The sequence below is a fragment of the Parasphingorhabdus sp. SCSIO 66989 genome (genome assembly GCF_032852305.1).
Classification (GTDB): domain Bacteria; phylum Pseudomonadota; class Alphaproteobacteria; order Sphingomonadales; family Sphingomonadaceae; genus Alterisphingorhabdus; species Alterisphingorhabdus coralli.
The window spans coordinates 2,708,081-2,724,888 of the sequence record NZ_CP136594.1; the positions used below are offsets into that span (position 1 = coordinate 2,708,081).

Sequence of the window (16,808 nt, forward strand, 5' to 3'; positions counted from 1 at the left end):
ACATTTCCCTTGCTATAAGATTTTTTGGAACATAAAGTGAACATATGCCCGCTCTGACTCGCGCTGAAAAACTCGAAATTCTCGCCGACGCGGCGAAATATGATGCCAGCTGTGCGTCCAGCGGCTCGATAAAGCGCAGTTCGCTTGGCACCGGCGGCATCGGGTCAACCACCGGCATGGGTATCTGCCACAGCTATGCGCCCGATGGTCGCTGCATCTCGCTGCTCAAAATTTTGATGACCAATTACTGCATGTTCGACTGCCTCTATTGCATCAACCGGCTGTCGAGCAATGTCCGCCGCGCAGCGTTCACACCGCAGCAGATTGTTGATCTCACTCTCGATTTCTACAAGCGCAACTATATTGAGGGGCTGTTCCTCTCTTCCGGCATCATCCGCAGCCCGGATTACACCATGGAGCGCATTGTCGAGGTGGCACGGCTGTTGCGCGAGGAGCATAAATTTGGCGGCTATATTCACCTCAAGACTATCCCCGAGGCCGATCCTGATCTGCTGACCAATGCGGGCAAATATGCCGATCGGCTGTCGATCAATATCGAATTGCCCAGCGATGAAAGTATTACCCGCCTGGCACCGGAAAAATCCGGCCCGCATATCCGCAAGACCATGGGTACGCTGGGACAACGGATCAGCGACGCCAAAGCCGAGCGCAAAAGCTCGCGCAAGGCGCCTTTGTTTGCGCCCGGTGGTCATTCCACCCAGATGATCATCGGCGCTGATGAATCGGATGACGCCAGGGTGCTCACCACCTCAACAAGATTGTATAAAGGCGTTGGTCTGAAGCGCGTCTATTACTCCGCCTTCAGCCCCATACCCGATCCATCGGCGCAATTGCCCCCTGTCGCGCCACCGCTGGTGCGCGAGCATCGGCTGTATCAGGCGGATTGGCTTTTGCGCTTTTATGGCTTTGGCGTCGATGAAATCATGACCGGGGCGAAGCGCGATGCAGCAGGCAAGCGCCATCTCGATCTCGCTATCGACCCGAAACTTGCATGGGCCCTGCAGAACCGCGAGCATTTCCCGGTCGATCTCAACCGCGCTGATAAGTCCATACTGTTGCGCGTGCCGGGCCTTGGCGTAAATGGTGCGCTGGCGATCATAAAGGCCCGGCGCTTCGGCACATTGCGGCTTGCAGATATCGAGACTTTATGCCGCAATGTGTCGAAGATGCTGCCTTTCATCATTACCCGCGACTGGACACCCGGTCCCCGGCTGGATGACGCCAATCTCTATGCCAAGCTTGCCCCCAAGCCGAAACAGCTCGAACTGTTTGCAACATGACTGGACTGGCGCAGAAACCGCAGGACTATCGTGCCTATCTGTCCAGCGAAACGGACCTAGCAGGATGGCGCAATCAGGCTCGCCGCGCTCTGGCGGAGGATATCCCGCCCGAGCGCATAGACTGGCATGTCGAAGAACGCAGCGCCACACCTGATCTGGCCCCTCATCTGCCGCTGCCACAAAGTAATACAGCACCGGCATTGCATCTAAACAACCAGCATCTCACAGTGCTGATAACCGCCCTACTCCACAGCGATGCAGACCGCTTCGCCCTCGCCTACCGCTTGCTATGGCGTATGCGCAAACAACCGCGCCTGATGGGAAACCCCGCCGACAGAGACGTGAAACGCATCTGGGCCATGGCGAAAAGTGTCCGTCGCGACATTCACAAAATGCACGCCTTTGTCCGCTTCCGCAAAGTCGGATACCGCGAGGATGAGGGCGGCAAATTACGCGAACAATTCGCCGCCTGGTTTGAGCCCGACCACCATATTACCAAGCATGTCGCCGTCTTCTTCCGCGATCGCTTTACGGCCATGGATTGGCTGATCGTTACACCAAGAACCAGCATAGCCTGGGACGGTCAAAATCTCAGAGCAGGCCCCGGAGGTAAAAGAACCGATATCCCCGACAGCGACGCCATAGAAGATGAATGGCGCAGCTATTATCGCAGTATCTTTAATCCGGCCCGGCTCAAGGTGCAGACAATGAAGAGCGAAATGCCGATGAAATACTGCAAGAACTTGCCGGAAGCGGAGGTGATTTCAGTCCTGATTGGTGATAGCAACCTCCGGGGACACCAAACACGAGGGAAAGTGCTTTGTGACGCTATTCACAAGCCACTGGCTACTACCTCGCCTAACTCAATTAAAGGCCAGACCCAATAAAGGGATCCCAAATTGGCGTGATTGTGATTCAGTGTTTTCTCGTTAGGGAGGCATTGGATATGGCGGATTTCTTTTGGTTTTCAGATGAGCAATAGTAGCGGATAGCACCGCTGTTGCCGGTCAATGGCAAGGTGGCGCGACGTGTTGATGATCGCCGTGTGCTATCGGGGATAGTGCACGCGCTGCAAAGCGGCGGGCGATGGGGTGACTGCCCGGAACATATTTATGGCCCCAAGAAGACGCTGTATAACCGTTTTGTACGCTGGGCCGAGCGCGGGATATGGGAAGATATTTTCAGCGCGCTGGCAGGAGGCGAAGACGCACCCGACCGGCTGTTTATCGACAGCAGTTGCATTAAGGTCCACCGCACTGCCGGAGGCGCAAAAGGGGCGCCTTGGCCCATGGTATCGGCCAGACGCGCGGAGGCAGGAACACCAAGCTCCACGCCGTCTGCGATGTAAAGGGCAGACCGCTTGTCCTGCTGCTGACCCCCGGCAATGCCCATGATATGCGTGTTGCCAAGCAATGTATTGCGGCCCTGCCGCCATTGGCTGAACTCGTTGGTGATAAAGGCTATGACAGCGATGATCTGCGCGACTGGCTGGCATCGCGCGGTACGACCGCGGTTATCCCGCCAAAACGCCACCGCAAGGCCCAACTCGACTGCGACCCGGTGATCTACAAACAGCGCAACATCATTGAGCGCATGTTCTGCCGCCTCAAGGACTGGCGCAGAGTGGCAAAACGTTTCGACCGGAACATCAAAAACTTCATGGCAACCATATGCATCGCTGCTACCGTCATATGGTGGCTCAAATGAGTCCGGACCCTAAGCAAAGGCAAAGAGGCCAAGAGAATGAGAAGGTAGCTAAGAGATATCGCGATGCAAGCTATCTGCATATGCCGGAAGAGTAAGTTATGTTCTGTTAATGGCCTCGCACCAACTGTGTTCTGTCGAAAGCCAGTTCATGCTCGCTAATATCGAGCTTTTTGATAATCGCAGGAAGTACTTGATGTATAGCTCGCATGCCAACGAGCAACTCATTCATGTAAATATCCGGATGAAGGCGGTTTTTGTTGACTCCTAAACTCTCGGCTTCTGCATCAAATCCGAGCGAGCCGTGATCTTCATCGATTAGGTCCATGATTTCAGCTCGAATGGGTTTTCCTGAGCTCAGTGCAGCTTCTTGCACCTGTCGCAGCCATCTTTCGTAGTCTTTTCGAACATCTCGTGTAAAGTTACGGAATTTAGGTGCTGCGTCAGTTGAAACCTCGATCTTGGTTGCAGCTAGACTCATTAGGCAAGCTTCAATTTCCAATCCAGTTTCTAATACTTCATCGTCATCTGTCAGCTCCGCTACATATGCGGCATAGAAGGCATATACGTCGTTCAATGACTTAAATATTTTCAAGATTATGCTGGCAAAAAAATTTTCAATACTTGTCTCGAAATCTCCATCATTACAGTCTTCATCCAATATCCTAACCAGCTCTTCAGGGAATTTGCCTGGGATCGATACACCCATCTGCGAGAGTGTATGAAATGTATTCCAGCAAAGTAGCTTCGGTTCTTCCTGGAGTGGCCAAGTATCGTATCCTGTTTCTGCCTGCTCTGCTGCAAAATCAGCTAAAAACAATATCAGTCTTGCCCACTTCTCAGATGATGTCTTGGACCCTGCCAGGAGTACGAAGTCGGGGAATTGGTCAGTGATCCCGGTCAATTCTTCAAATTTCATCTCCATTTCCAACGACATATACTCATCAGCTTTCCACTTCGTAATTTGACTGGGAGAAACCCCTAGACGCATGGCCAATTCTTTTTGACTGCAATTCAATCTTTCTAACGCAACCTTCACCCATGCGGAGGCACTCATGACAATCTCCAGATTTACTAAAAAGAGTATATGTTATAGAAATATAGGAAATTTACCTAATTTCAAGTCAATTTAGTAAACCGCCAGGAAGTCACCCGAGCAATTGGTGAGACTGATTTTGCAGGACAGTTCCCCATGCGCGGCGCAGGATTGCGAGCGCCTGTGCTTTGAAACGGAAAGGTGTGGCGCCCCACCTTCCCTATATCCAAAAAAACGGCACAAATTGCGGATGACAGATACATCATCCATCACCTCCTCGCTTGATCCATTCACTTTTGCCCCGTTGTTCCGTGATGATACGGCGGAGGCCTATTTGCCGCCTTTGCCGCCGCTCGATCAGCCGCCGCCTACACGCAAGCAGCTATGGGCTTCCAGGCAATGGACGCCGAATCCGAAGGAGATAATTGCTGTCCTACCCCCCCAGATTTGCGTTATGCTCTCCTGATGGCGAGTTTCGTCTGTTTCGTCCGTTTCATGATGCAGCAGCACATTGCCAATTCCCCCCTATTGTTGGAAATCCAGGATCCCCACGCTTTATGAGCGTAACTTTCGTAACCTTCGTCAAGCTGGATTGACACTGTCGTAGCGGAATTGCCGTGTGGGTTGGGGCGTGATATTGTTGAGACATGCCCGCCGTTAAAGCCGCTAACCCCCGACAGATTTTCGCCCCCGATCAGTGGCGCGCGCTGACCAGCGTGTCGCGCTGGCGCGGGCTGGCTTTGATTGCGCATGGCTGGGCCGTGGTGGCGCTGGTCGCTGGCGGGACGGCGTGGCTGTGGACCGCCGATTTTGCATGGAGCTGGCCGGTGGCGCTGGCGGTGACGCCATTGGCGCTGGCGCTGCTGGGCGGGCGGCAGTTGGGGCTGGCGATATTGATGCATGAGGCGGCGCATGGCCTGACGCACCCGAAGCGCAAGACCAACAATTTTGCTGGCGACTGGCTGGCGGGCGCGGCGACGGGGGCGGACCTGCAAAGCTATCGCGCCTATCACCTCACCCATCACCGCTTTACCCAGCAGCCCGAGGACCCGGACCTGCCGCTGTCCGCGCCGTTTCCGGTCAGCCCGGAGTCGCTGAGACGCAAGATCATCCGCGATCTGACCGGGCAGACCTTTGTGAAGCAACGCGCGGCGCAATTTGGCTATGCGCTTAAGGGGCTAAAGGCCCTTTTGAAACGGCACCGGCCCGCCCCCCTCAACGCACAAAAACGCGATACCAGCGCCGGGACGGTATTTAACCGCAGTGAACGCACCGAGGCGGCGAAAGGCGATCATGCCAGCAGCAATGGCGTCTCGGCACCGGTCACCGATGACAGCGGTGCCATCGCAACGGCGAAGAGCACCGGGCGGTTTCTACTGGTGCAGGTTGTGCTGGTGTTACTGGCAATGCTGGTGCTGGGGCCTGTCACTGGCGGGATAGCCTATGGGCTATGGCTGGTGGCGCTGGCGACGACATTTCCGCTGTTCCTGCGCATCCGCAATATCGCCGAACATGCCTGCACCACCACCGGCAGCGCAGACCCGTTCAGCCATGCCCGCACCACCTATGCCGGGCCATTGGCACGGGCGACGGTGGCGCCCTATTGGGTGAATTATCATGCCGAGCATCATCTGTTTATGGGCGTGCCCTGCTATCGGCTGGCTGAGGCGCATCAGCATTTGCTTAGCCAGGGGCATGGCGCAAAGATGACAATCGCTCCTGATTACAGGAGCGTCTTGCGGCAGGTGACGGGTGGCGAAGCGGCAGGAGTTGTGGCTTGATTCCCCCCTCCTCCTTTAGGGGAGGGGCAGTGAGACTTAGGGCCGTAAGGCCCTTAGTCGCAGCGGGGTGGGGGTTCTCCACTTGAGCCGCGCCTTTGGAACGCCCCCACCCCAACCCCTCCCCTGAAGGGGAGGGGCTTAGGTGTCTCAATCATTCACAAACCGCCCTGCGGCGCGGTCTTTATGGCTTACTCTGGGATCAAAAATCTGGCCGTTCATCGCGACATACACTCCGGGCGGCAGCGCTTGCACCGCGGCAAAGGCAAAGCCGACATTGAAAGCCGCATCGCTGTTCTTGATCCGCGCCGGTTGCAGCGATCCGGTCAGCACGATGGTCTTGTCGGTCAGGCCCGAAAGCGCCTTGCCGGTCTCAACCATGGTGTCGGTGCCGTGGGTGATAAGGATATGCGGCGCATCCGACGCGGCGACCGCCTCGCAGATGGTGGCGCGGTCGGCATCGGTCAGTTCCAAACTGTCCTTGCGCATCAGCTGGGTAACGCGATGCGGCGCGTGGACATTGTTTTCGGCCAGGATATCGGGCAGCGTCGTCTCGCCGACATGATATTCCGACAGCGCATCGAAATATACCTTGTCGATGGTGCCGCCAGTGGTGAAGACTTCGATCATTCAGGCACACTCATCCAGCACCGGCACAGCGGGCGTACCATCGGGGGCCGGGAAAGGCTGGCGGAAGGTGAAGGCCTCCGCCGTCGGACCATGTTCTTCCAACTGCGCAATCCGCGCCAAGCCTTCCTCGAGCGTCGGGATATGGCCAGCCGGCACCCACCACAGCGCCTGATAGACTTTCATATGCTCCATCCATTCGCGTCGGCGGCGCATAAAGGCGAGGTGATCCGGGTTGCGATAGACAAAGGCGCCCAGCGCCTCGACATCGGTCCAGAGCGACATGTTGATCGCCAGGCGCGGATCGGTCTCGTCGGGGCTGAGGTCCACGGCATCATTGCCCTCGCCCACCAACCGCCAGACAAAGCCCGGCGCGGCCTCTGCCTGCGCATTAACCGGATCGAGCCCGTTCATAAAGTCCGCATTGGCAGGATCGTCTTTGGGTTTGGCAAAGCGGGCAATGTTGATCTGGGCCAGATGATAGCCGTTCATGACAGCGCCTCCCGAATCAGCGTGCGCGTGTTCTCCACACCGTACAGCGCGATAAAGCTGCCCATGCGCGGACCCTGTTCGGAGCCGAGCAGCGTCTCGTACAGCGCCTTGAACCAGTCGCGCAGATTGGCAAAGCCATAGGCCTCATCCTTGCCGATGGTGTAGACGATGGTCTGGATATCCTCAGCCGGAGCATGATCGGGCAGGTCCGCGAGTTCCTTGTCCAGCCTCTCCAGCGCCGCGACCTCGCCGCCTTCGGGCTTACGCCGCTGCAATGTCGGCGCGATAAAGTCCCGGCTGTACGCCAGTGCATTGTCGATCAGGCCATCGAGATCAGGGTAACGCTCGGCGGTCGCATCGGGGGCATATTGGCGGAGGTATCCCCAGATCTGGTCCTTGGCGACATCGCCCATCACGCCAACCAGATTGAGCAACAGGCCGAACGTGACCGGGATGCTCTCCTCCGGCACCACGCCATTATGCACATGGTGCACCGGGTTGCCGAGGCGCTTGTCCTCGGCCTGATCATGCCAATTGGTGCGGAACTGGAAATACTCATCAACCGCGCGCGGGATAACACCGAGATGCAGTTGCTTGGCTGATTTCGGTTCGCGATAGATATAAAAGGCGAGGCTCTCCTCGCTGCCATAGCGCAGCCATTCCTCAATGCTGAGGCCATTGCCCTTGGACTTGGAGATTTTCTCGCCCTTGTCGTCGAGGAACATCTCATAGATCAGTCCTTCCGGCTTGCGCGCGCCGAGCACCTTGGCAATCTTGCCCGACTGCACGCCGCTATCGGTGAGGTCCTTGCCATACATCTCATAATCGACGCCCAGCGCGGTCCAGCGCATCGCCCAGTCGACCTTCCATTGCAGCTTGGCGCCGCCGGAAAGGATGCTGTGCTCGACCGTCTCGCCCTGATCCTCGAAACGCACCAGTCCCGCCCCGGCATCGATCACCTCAACCGGCACCTGCAGCACATGACCGGTCTTGGGGCTGATCGGCAGCACCGGCGAATAGGTCGCCTGCCGCTCTTTGCCGAGCGTCGGCAACATGATGTCCATAATTTGGCTGTAGCGTTGAAGGACCAGTTTCAGCGTCTCGTCAAACGCGCCCGACTGATATTGCTCGGTCGAGGACATGAACTCATAGTCAAAGCCATACTGATCAAGAAACTGGCGCAGCCGGGCATTGTTGTGATGCGCAAAGCTCTCATATTCGCCAAAGGGATCGGGCACCTGAGTCAGCGGCTTGTGCAGATGCTCGGCCAGCATATCCTGATTGGGGACATTGCCCGGCACCTTGCGAAAGCCGTCCATATCATCGGAAAAGGCAATCAGCCGCGTCGATCCGCCGCCTGTCAGCGTCTCATAAGCGCGGCGAACCATGGTGGTGCGCAACACCTCGTTAAACGTGCCAATATGCGGCAGGCCCGACGGGCCATAGCCGGTCTCGAACAGCATCGGCGTACCGCCTGGTTTCGTCGTCGGCTTGCCCTTATCATCACGGAAACGTTTCAGCAGCTTGCGTGCCTCTTCAAACGGCCAGGCCTTTGAGGTCATTGCTGCTTCACGATAATCCATCTTATCTGTTTCCATTTCGTTCTGGTTCGGGTTAGGACTCGGTCCATGGCCCATCCCCTAGCCTTTCCTGCCATTCATGCAAGCCATAGCGGCATCTGGCTGCGCGATAATCAGGGCGAGACCCGGCGGCTTGGGCGCGGCGAGGCGGTGGCGCTGGCGGCGGATACGCCGGTGATCCTGCTCAACGCGCCGCTGATCGGCCAGCGGATAGGCTATGCGGATATCTCCGGGCTGGACCTGCTTGAGCTGTTCGCTTTTGTCCATCCGGCACGGTTTATGGTGCCGACGCCTGCAGGCTTGGCGCGGGCTCTATCTCTTTCCCCTCCCCTTGAGGGGAGGGGATCAAGGGGTGGGGGCGTTCCGCAAGCGCAGCGCCAAGACGATAACCCCCACCCCAACCCCTCCCCTGAAGGGGAGGGGCTAATATCCGACCCCGATGTCCCCGCCTTTCTCCACGCCGCCGCCGAGACGCTCCTTGCCACCTTAGAGTCCCCCGATTGGCCCGAACGCGAGGGTGCCTGGGATGTCGCGCACGCGCTGCACCGCCAACGTTGGGCATGGTCGGGCGAGGTCATCCGTCGTCTGCCCAAACCCGAGCGCGCGGAGAAATGGCTGTTCTCGCGCCTGTCCGAATGGGAAGAGGAAGCGCCCCGCCCCGCCCCTGGCGCCGTCACTCTGGATGAAGAGATGGTGATTGACCAGCTCGACGCACTGACCGGCCAAGGCGCCGAGAAACGCGAGGGACAGGTCGCCTATGCAAAATCAGCAGCGCGCGTATTCAGCCCGCGCGAGCGCCGCGATGCACCCAATATGCTGCTCGCCGAGGCGGGTACTGGCATCGGCAAGACTCTGGGCTATCTCGCCCCCGCCTCACTCTGGGCCGCCGAAGCAGACGGCGCGGTCTGGGTATCGACCTATACCAAGGCGCTGCAGCGGCAATTGCGGCAGGAAACGCAGCGCATCTATCCCGATGCAAAAGTGTTGAAACACAAGGTGGTGGTGCGCAAGGGGCGCGAAAACTATCTCTGCCTGCTCAATCTGGAGGATGCGCTGCAAGGCGGGTTTAGCGGACGTCCGGCGATCTTTGCCCAGCTGGTGGCGCGCTGGGCCGCCTATACCCGCGATGGCGATATGATTGGCGGCGATATGCCCGGCTGGCTGCCGACATTGTTTCGCCGCAAGGGCACAACTGCACTGACCGACCGGCGCGGCGAGTGCATCTATGCCGGCTGCGCGCATTATCGCAAATGCTTTATCGAAAAGGCCAGCCGCGCCAGTAGCCAAGCCGATATCGTCATCGCCAACCATGCGCTGGTGATGGTCAATGCGGTGCGCGGGCGCGAGGAGCAGAGCCATGCCAGCCGCATCATATTTGATGAGGGACATCATCTGTTCGACGCTGCAGACAGCATGTTCTCTGCGGCGCTGACCGGACAGGAGGCGATAGAGATTCGCCGCTGGGTGATTGGCCCTGAAGGCAATTCCCGTGGACGAAGGCGGGGCCTTGCCGCGCGACTGGCGGATGTTGCCAGCTATGATGCAGAAGGCGGCGCAGCAATTGAGGCGGCACGTATGGCGGCTAGCCTGCTCCCGGGTGAAGGCTGGTTGCAACGGCTGATTGAAGGCGTGCCGCAAGGGGAGATTGAGGCACTGTTCGCCGCCATTCGTGCGCTGGTCTATGCCCGCGACGAGAGTGGTTCCCAAGATGCAGGTTATGGCCTTGAAACCGAATGTGCCGAGCTGAGCGGCGAATTGCTCGAAGCTGCCGCCAAGGCCGCCAGCGCGATTGATCGGCTGCTCAAGCCGCTAATCACATTGGGTAAACGGCTGGAAGCACTGCTGGTCGATGGCCCGGACTGGATGGACGGCCCCGCCCGCGCCCGCATTGAAGGCGCATTGGGCAGCTTGGGCTGGCGCACAGACAGTCTGACGGCTTGGCTCTCCATGCTCTCGGCGCTCGGGGGTCCGGCGGATAGTGATTTTATCGATTGGCTCGCTGTCGACCGCTTTGAGGGGCGCGAATATGATATCGGCTTGCACCGTCGTTGGATCGACCCGACCCGGCCGCTGGCCAAAACAGTGCTGGAACCTGCCCATGGCGTAATGGTGACCTCAGCAACGCTCAAAAGTGGCGATGACTGGCCGCAGGCGATTGCGCGCACCGGCGCGGCGCATCTGCCGGGCGAGACGATGCAATTCTCGGCCAAAAGCCCATTTGATTATGGCCGGCAGGCGGAAATCCTGATCGTCACCGATATCAAGCGCGGCGACATATCAGCGCTGGCCAATGGCTATGCCCGGCTGGTCGAGGCATCACAGGGCGGCGCGCTCGGCCTGTTTACCGCGATCCGACGGCTGCGTGCGGTGCATGGCCGTATTGCCGACCGGCTGGCCGAACATGGACTGCCGCTCTACGCCCAGCATGTCGATCCGATTGATACCGGCACCTTGGTCGATATTTTCCGCGATGATCCGCGCGCGACCTTACTCGGCACCGATGCACTGCGCGATGGTGTCGATGTTCCCGGCCATTCGCTGCGGCTGGTGGTGATGGAAGGTGTACCCTGGCCCAAGCCGAGCATTGTGCACAAGGCGCGCAAACTCTCCAATGGCGGCAGCGCCTATGATGACCAGATTATCAAGGCGCGACTGGCTCAGGCCTTTGGTCGGCTGATCCGTAGCAAACAGGACCATGGCCATTTCGTGGTTTTGTCCGCCGCATTCCCTTCGCGTCTGCTGAGCGCTTTTCCAGAGGGCACCACCGTCCGAAGAGTAACGCTTGCAGAGGCGGTGCTGGCGGTTCAAAGTCAGAAATACGAATCGTCCCATCAGCCCCAACAGGACCAGAGAATTTCATGAAAACATTGGCGATTCTTCGACATGCCAAGTCCGACTGGTCCGATGGCCGCAGTCGCGATTTTGACCGACCGCTCAATGCCCGTGGTATCAAGGGCGCGGGGTTGATGGGCGACTATATCAAGAGCAACCATCTGCAATTTGATGCAGTCGTCGCGTCACCGGCAGCGCGGGTGGTGGCAACACTGGAGCAGATTGAAACCCGGCTTGGCATAAAGCTCGGCACCCAATGGGATCGACGCATCTATCTCGCTTCATCGGCAACGCTGCTCGAGCTTCTGCGCGAGCAAAGCGATACAAAATCGGTGGTGATGATCGCCGGGCACAATCCGGGGCTGGAGGACCTTATCCTCGAAATGGTCCCCGATGATGGCACCAGCCCGATGCGTGATCATGTCGAGGAGAAATTCCCGACCGGGGCGCTGGCGATATTGAAGATAGACATTGCCAGCTGGAAGGATTTGGGCAGTGCCCATGCCAAGCTGGAATTGCTGGTCAGGCCGCGGGATATTGACCCCGATCTCGGTCCGGAAGTGCGGCATTAGGCGGACAACCCGCTATGGGATGTGACGAAAATCAAAACCGTTAGGGCCGAGCTTGTCGAAGCCCGCTTCTCAGCATAGCACCATGTCGAGAGACCCCCTTCGACAGGCTCAGGGCTGACGGTCTGTATTGTTAGTTTCGGCGGACCTTTAAACGATTCAACGCGCCGCTTCAAGCGCCTCGACCAGTTCGCTGCGTATCGCGCGCAGTTCAATCAGCATCGATTCTGATACTGAGCTTTGCTCAGAAAATGGCAGCAAGGGCTCCGGTGATTGCGATACTGGCTCGGTAGGCGAAGCCGATATATCTGCTCCCTGCCCTTCCGGTTGCTTCAAAGCCTTTTGCGCCCCCTTGATGGTGTAGCCTTCTTCATTGAGCAGCCGATTGATACGCCGTAGCAACGCCATATCCTCGCTGCGATAATAGCGTCGGCCACCGGCGCGCTTAAGCGGATTGAGTGTGGAAAACTGTTCTTCCCAATAGCGCAATATATGGGGTTTGACTGAAAGCGCCTCGGAAACTTCACCTATCGTCCGCAGGGCATCCTCTGATTTTTCCATGCTTTTCTGCCAATCTTGAGGGACTTACCCTCACTAGACTGGGATTCTGCCAGAGAAGTCAGTCGCCTGCAACTATGCGCTGTTTCATCAGCTGGCTGGCACGGAATGTCAGAACCCGGCGCGGCGTGATCGGTACCTCGACACCGGTCTTGGGATTACGACCGACACGCTCGCCCTTATCGCGCAGCAAGAAGGTACCAAAGCCGGAGATTTTGACATGCTCGCCATCAATCAAGGCATCGCAAATATGGTCGATGATCGACTCCACCATCTGCGCCGAGTCCGCTCGCGAGAGGCCGACCTGCCGGTTGATCGTGTCTGCCAGATCGGCGCGGGTCAAGGTACCTACAGAACGCATAAGCCAACTCCCTATTGTGTAACTGAATGCAACCCCTGATTTTTTGAACCAACATAAAACTGCATTGTTCCAGCCTATGCCACAATCCAGCCTGTAAAAACAGGGGGTTGCGTGAATAATCAGAAACGCAGCGCGACAGCGCCCCAGGTAAAGCCGCCGCCCATGGCTTCCAATATCAGCAGATCGCCCGGTGTGATCCGGCCATCGCGTACGCCAGTGTCCAGCGCCAGCGGCACAGAGGCTGCAGACGTATTGGCATGGCTGTCTACTGTGACGATCAGCTTGTCCTGTTGTAGTCCAAGCTTACGCACGGTCGCGTCCAATATTCGTTGATTGGCCTGGTGCGGCACCACCCAGTCAATATCCGCTGGTGTGAGTCCGGCATCGTCAAGCACCTCGTGCATTACGCTGCTGAGATTGCCCACCGCTTGGCGGAATACCTCGCGCCCTTGCATCCGCAAATGGCCGACGGTTTGCGTGGTCGAAGGTCCGCCATCAACATAGAGCAAATCATGCTGGCTGCCATCAGCATGCAGGCGGCTTGCCAATATGCCGCGATCTCCTGCATCGCTTTCAGCTCGCAAAACCACCGCACCGGCGCCATCGCCGAACAGCACGCACGTGGTACGATCAGTCCAGTCCATAATCCGGCTGAAAGTCTCTGCCCCGATCACCAAGGCAGTGCGCACTTGCCCGGCGCGCAGCATCGCATCAGCCACGGTGATGGCGTAGACAAAGCCGGAGCAAACCGCTGCGACGTCAAAGGCGATACTGCCAGCGGTGCCGAGCATATGCTGTACCTTGGTGGCGGTGGCGGGGAAGGTATTGTCCGGCGTAGCGGTGGCAACGATGATAAGATCGATGTCCGTGGCCGCCATATTGGCAGCATCCAGCGCCTTGCGTGCTGCAGCGGTCGCCAGCGTTGCCGTGGTCTCAGTCTCTCCGGCAATATAGCGCTGCCTTATGCCACTGCGCTCGCGGATCCATTCGTCACTGGTGTCGATATTGTACTGCTGTGCCAGTTCGTCATTACTGACGCAGTTTTCGGGCAGGGCAGACCCCGTACCGATGATCACCGATCTTGGCATATCGGCCAAATTACACCGCCCGCTTCTGCGCCGGCGCGTCTGCTCCGGTGTCAAAATTGCCAAGGTCATCGACAATCCGCTGGGTGACATCGTGCTTCACCAGCCGCGCCGCCACCTCCACCGCATTGGCGACACCCTTGGCATCAGCACTGCCATGGCTTTTCACCACCACACCATTCAGGCCGAGGAACACCGCACCATTATGGTTGTTCGGATCAAGATGATGGCGCAGCAATTCGGTCGCCGGGCGGGAGATCAGAAAACCGAACTTGGAGCGCAATGAGCTGGCGAAGCTGCGCTTCAATAAATCAGTGACGAAACGCGCCGCACCTTCAACGGCTTTCAATGCGATATTGCCGGAGAAACCATCGGTGACGATAACATCAATATCACCACTGGAAATCTTGTCGGCCTCAGTAAAGCCCTCAAAGGCCATAGGCAGACCCGCTGCTTCCTTAAGCTGCTGCGCTGCATCGCGTAGGTCTTCAGTGCCCTTCATATCCTCTGTGCCGATATTGAGCAGTCGCACCTTCGGCGCGTCAAAATCGTAGAGGATGCGCGAATAGGCCGCACCCATCACCGCAAACTGCACCAGATTGCGCGCATCGCATTCGGTATTGGCACCCAGATCGAGCATGATGACATCATGATCGCGCAATGTCGGCAGCAACGCCGCCAGCGCCGGGCGATCAATGCCAGGCATGGTGCGCAGCGCCAGCTTGGCGATCGCCATCAGCGCGCCGGTATTGCCGCCGCTGACTGCAGCAGAGGCCTCACCTGCCTTGACCGCATCAATCGCCATGCCGATCGAAGTGCCACGTGACTGGCGCACAGCCTGACTCGGGCGGACATCGCCGCTTATCTGTTTATCGCTGTGAAGTATCTGTGAGGCGGAGCGCAGGCCAGGGTGATTATCCAGCGCTTTCTCTATCTGTACCTCATCACCGACCAGCAGGAACTCAAAGCTCTCATGACGATGCCGTGCCAGAGCGGCACCAGCAAGCATAACGGCGACCCCATGGTCGCCGCCCATTGCATCAATCGCAATTCGTTGCTTCATGCCCTATCCTGCAATAGCCCGTTATCGGGTCTGTTTTTATATCTACAGACCCGTCTATTGCTTATTTAGTAGCTAGGAGCAATTATTTCCCGACCATTATAATAGCCGCATGCCGGACAAACATGATGCGGACGCTTCAATTCGCCGCAATTCGGGCATTCCTGAAAAGCCTCAGCCTTCAGGGCATCGTGCGAACGGCGCATGCCGCGCTTGGACGGCGTTGTTTTCCTTTTGGGGACAGCCATGGTGTCACCTGCTTCCGTGTTAAATCAACTGTGGGTTCATCAAAGTGCTGCAACCGGGCGTGCATCCCAATCATGCATGATTCGGACAAACAAGAGTTCCGGCGCAAGCGAAGGCGCGGCTATAGCGATTTTTCATAATAGTGCAAGACTGGATTGCTTAAAGCTGACATGATGCTTGTCGCACATCCCGCAGCCGTTCTTCTCTTAAGGAAAGCCTCGACACTATGGATATCCCGATAACCCTGACAATGGCGGCGTCAGCTGGCCTTATCACCTTTTGGCTGGCGGCCTGGACCGATATCGTGCGCATCCGCGAAAAGGTCAATGTCGGCGATGGCGGCAATGACAATCTGCTGCGCCGGATGCGGGCCCAGGCCAATTTTATCGAATATACGCCCTTCGTCCTGTTCCTTATCGCTGCGCTGGAACTGGCGGGCCATGGCAGCACCTTACTCTGGTCACTCGGCGGCATCTATATGGCCGGGCGTGTCGCGCATGGCATCGGCATGAGTGGCGGCAAGGTCGAGATTGGCCGGGTGGTCGGTACGATTGTCACGTTTCTGGTGCTGCTCGCGCTTACGGTTTATGCCGGTGCGGTAGTTATGGGCTTTACGCCGCATTGAGCGGGCCCATATGGCGTAGGAAAGTGTCAATCCCGCTTGACGAAGGTTACAAAGGTTGCGCTCAAACCATGCAGAAATGCGTGCTTGTGTAGGATTGTTGTTGGAAATCTCAAACAGCAGCCAAGGCTATTATATCCGCGCGTCTATTAGTAGGAAAGTCCGTGTGTTTATGCCCGCGCGCTTCCATCAACCCATTGCGACAGATCAATATAATGCTCCTTCCAGTCCCTTGGGTTGACAAGGACCGGCACCTCTTGCCCGTCCAATGCGTCGGATAAGTCAACCCAGACAGGATCGCTGCGGAAGCTCGATATCTTGCCGGTTGCCGGATGCTCGGCCTGGGCGGTGACGCGATATGGCGAGCGGCCATTGATCTTGATTGAGGTGTCGCGTTCGCAACTGATTACCCTGGCCATGATCTTTTTGCCGCGAAGCTTGAGAGCAGCGATGGTCTTTTTGCGCCGCCAGCCGACATACAGAAAGCCGCCGCCAATCGCAGCAAAGACCCCGCCAAGGCCCAGAAAGAGAAGCGGCAGGAAGCCACGCTCCATATCGCTGTCGATCATCGCATCTGCCGGAGAGGCCGGATCATAAAGTACGTCCACGCTGTCGCCAATTTCATAAGAAGATGGATTGGATCCGTGGGAGCTGACAAATTCATGCCTCTGGCCTTGTGCATCCTCAAAATTCACCACAGGCTTGTAAGTTCTTCTCCGGCTTGTCCGCTGGCTTCTTCGCCTCGCGCCTCGAGAGGACCTGATATCGGTTACGGTTCCAGTCGCGCGTTCTGCGGTTCCGGCAAATTGCTGATCATGAATGGCGATACCGCCCCCGGTGCCCATAAACAGCAGCCCAAAAGCGAAGAAGATACCGCCTAGCCACCAGCCGACTTTGCCCATTCTTATGTCCTTTGAATACGACCCATATGGTTGTCGCATTAGCACAAAGGAAATA

Annotated in this window: 17 protein-coding genes; 7 read left to right on the plus strand and 10 right to left on the minus strand. The window is 57.5% G+C overall.

Going from position 1 to position 16,808, the window contains the following annotated elements; all coding sequences use genetic code 11:
- The first annotated feature begins 44 nt into the window (after positions 1-44).
- The 3 genes from RB602_RS12700 (at position 45) to RB602_RS12710 (ending at position 3,008) form a co-directional block, all read left to right on the plus strand.
- Entirely contained in the window at positions 45-1,301 is a 1,257-nt protein-coding gene (locus tag RB602_RS12700) for a putative DNA modification/repair radical SAM protein (protein WP_317080957.1), read from the plus strand.
- The gene (locus RB602_RS12705) at positions 1,298-2,188 is read left to right on the plus strand and encodes a TIGR03915 family putative DNA repair protein (RefSeq protein ID WP_317080958.1); all 891 of its coding nucleotides are present in this window, start codon (positions 1,298-1,300) and stop codon (positions 2,186-2,188) included. The genes RB602_RS12700 and RB602_RS12705 overlap by 4 nt, the downstream gene beginning before the upstream one ends.
- 101 nt (positions 2,189-2,289) lie before the next feature.
- Positions 2,290-3,008 (plus strand): IS5 family transposase gene (locus RB602_RS12710; protein WP_317084532.1). Its coding sequence is split into 2 segments (ribosomal slippage): positions 2,290-2,584 and positions 2,584-3,008, totalling 720 coding nucleotides; the frame shifts between segments, so codons are not numbered across the junction.
- A 106-nt stretch (positions 3,009-3,114) separates the two neighbouring features.
- On the opposite strand, the gene RB602_RS12715 is transcribed toward RB602_RS12710, so the two are convergent.
- Positions 3,115-4,062, minus strand: a complete 948-nt coding sequence (locus tag RB602_RS12715; RefSeq protein ID WP_317080959.1) for a helix-turn-helix domain-containing protein — start codon at positions 4,060-4,062, stop codon at positions 3,115-3,117.
- Between the two features lie 626 nt (positions 4,063-4,688).
- On the opposite strand from RB602_RS12715, the gene RB602_RS12720 reads away from it, so the two are divergent.
- A complete protein-coding gene (locus RB602_RS12720; protein ID WP_317080960.1) occupies positions 4,689-5,822 on the plus strand; it encodes a fatty acid desaturase family protein in 1,134 nt (377 codons plus the stop codon).
- Between the two features lie 147 nt (positions 5,823-5,969).
- Here the strand turns inward: RB602_RS12720 and RB602_RS12725 are convergent, their stop codons facing one another.
- From RB602_RS12725 to RB602_RS12735, 3 genes are read right to left on the minus strand one after another with little or no spacing between them, the layout of a single operon-like run.
- On the minus strand, positions 5,970-6,449 hold the full coding sequence (locus tag RB602_RS12725; protein ID WP_317080961.1) for an asparaginase domain-containing protein: 480 nt from the start codon (positions 6,447-6,449) through the stop codon (positions 5,970-5,972).
- Positions 6,450-6,938 (minus strand): DUF3291 domain-containing protein, encoded by a 489-nt coding sequence (locus tag RB602_RS12730; RefSeq protein ID WP_317080963.1) that lies wholly within the window; start codon positions 6,936-6,938, stop codon positions 6,450-6,452.
- On the minus strand, positions 6,935-8,536 hold the full coding sequence (locus RB602_RS12735) for a lysine--tRNA ligase (protein ID WP_317080965.1): 1,602 nt from the start codon (positions 8,534-8,536) through the stop codon (positions 6,935-6,937). The genes RB602_RS12730 and RB602_RS12735 overlap by 4 nt, the downstream gene beginning before the upstream one ends.
- A 30-nt stretch (positions 8,537-8,566) precedes the next feature.
- On the opposite strand from RB602_RS12735, the gene RB602_RS12740 reads away from it, so the two are divergent.
- Both RB602_RS12740 and RB602_RS12745 read left to right on the plus strand, forming a co-directional pair.
- The gene (locus RB602_RS12740; RefSeq protein WP_317080967.1) at positions 8,567-11,380 is read left to right on the plus strand and encodes an ATP-dependent DNA helicase; all 2,814 of its coding nucleotides are present in this window, start codon (positions 8,567-8,569) and stop codon (positions 11,378-11,380) included.
- Positions 11,377-11,922 carry a SixA phosphatase family protein gene (locus tag RB602_RS12745; RefSeq protein ID WP_317080969.1) on the plus strand — a complete coding sequence of 182 codons (546 nt, stop codon included), beginning with the start codon at positions 11,377-11,379 and terminating at the stop codon, positions 11,920-11,922. The genes RB602_RS12740 and RB602_RS12745 overlap by 4 nt, the downstream gene beginning before the upstream one ends.
- A gap of 156 nt (positions 11,923-12,078) precedes the next feature.
- Here the strand turns inward: RB602_RS12745 and RB602_RS12750 are convergent, their stop codons facing one another.
- From RB602_RS12750 to rpmF, 5 genes are all read right to left on the minus strand, one after another.
- Complete coding sequence (locus RB602_RS12750; RefSeq protein ID WP_317080971.1) at positions 12,079-12,480, minus strand: MerR family transcriptional regulator; 402 nt, start codon at positions 12,478-12,480, stop codon at positions 12,079-12,081.
- Between the two features lie 58 nt (positions 12,481-12,538).
- A complete protein-coding gene (locus RB602_RS12755) occupies positions 12,539-12,838 on the minus strand; it encodes an integration host factor subunit alpha (RefSeq protein WP_317080973.1) in 300 nt (99 codons plus the stop codon).
- Between the two features lie 119 nt (positions 12,839-12,957).
- Positions 12,958-13,926 carry a beta-ketoacyl-ACP synthase III gene (locus RB602_RS12760; RefSeq protein ID WP_317084534.1) on the minus strand — a complete coding sequence of 323 codons (969 nt, stop codon included), beginning with the start codon at positions 13,924-13,926 and terminating at the stop codon, positions 12,958-12,960.
- 10 nt (positions 13,927-13,936) lie between these two features.
- Positions 13,937-14,986: a phosphate acyltransferase PlsX gene (plsX, locus tag RB602_RS12765; RefSeq protein ID WP_317080975.1), complete on the minus strand. Its 1,050-nt coding sequence runs from the start codon at positions 14,984-14,986 to the stop codon at positions 13,937-13,939.
- Between the two features lie 65 nt (positions 14,987-15,051).
- On the minus strand, positions 15,052-15,231 hold the full coding sequence (gene rpmF / locus RB602_RS12770; protein WP_317080977.1) for a 50S ribosomal protein L32: 180 nt from the start codon (positions 15,229-15,231) through the stop codon (positions 15,052-15,054).
- Between the two features lie 224 nt (positions 15,232-15,455).
- Here rpmF and RB602_RS12775 point away from each other — a divergent pair, with 224 nt between their 5' ends.
- A complete protein-coding gene (locus tag RB602_RS12775; RefSeq protein WP_317080978.1) occupies positions 15,456-15,854 on the plus strand; it encodes an MAPEG family protein in 399 nt (132 codons plus the stop codon).
- 167 nt (positions 15,855-16,021) lie between these two features.
- Here the strand turns inward: RB602_RS12775 and RB602_RS12780 are convergent, their stop codons facing one another.
- Complete coding sequence (locus tag RB602_RS12780) at positions 16,022-16,753, minus strand: DUF3592 domain-containing protein (protein WP_317080980.1); 732 nt, start codon at positions 16,751-16,753, stop codon at positions 16,022-16,024.
- Between the last annotated feature and the right edge of the window lie 55 nt (positions 16,754-16,808).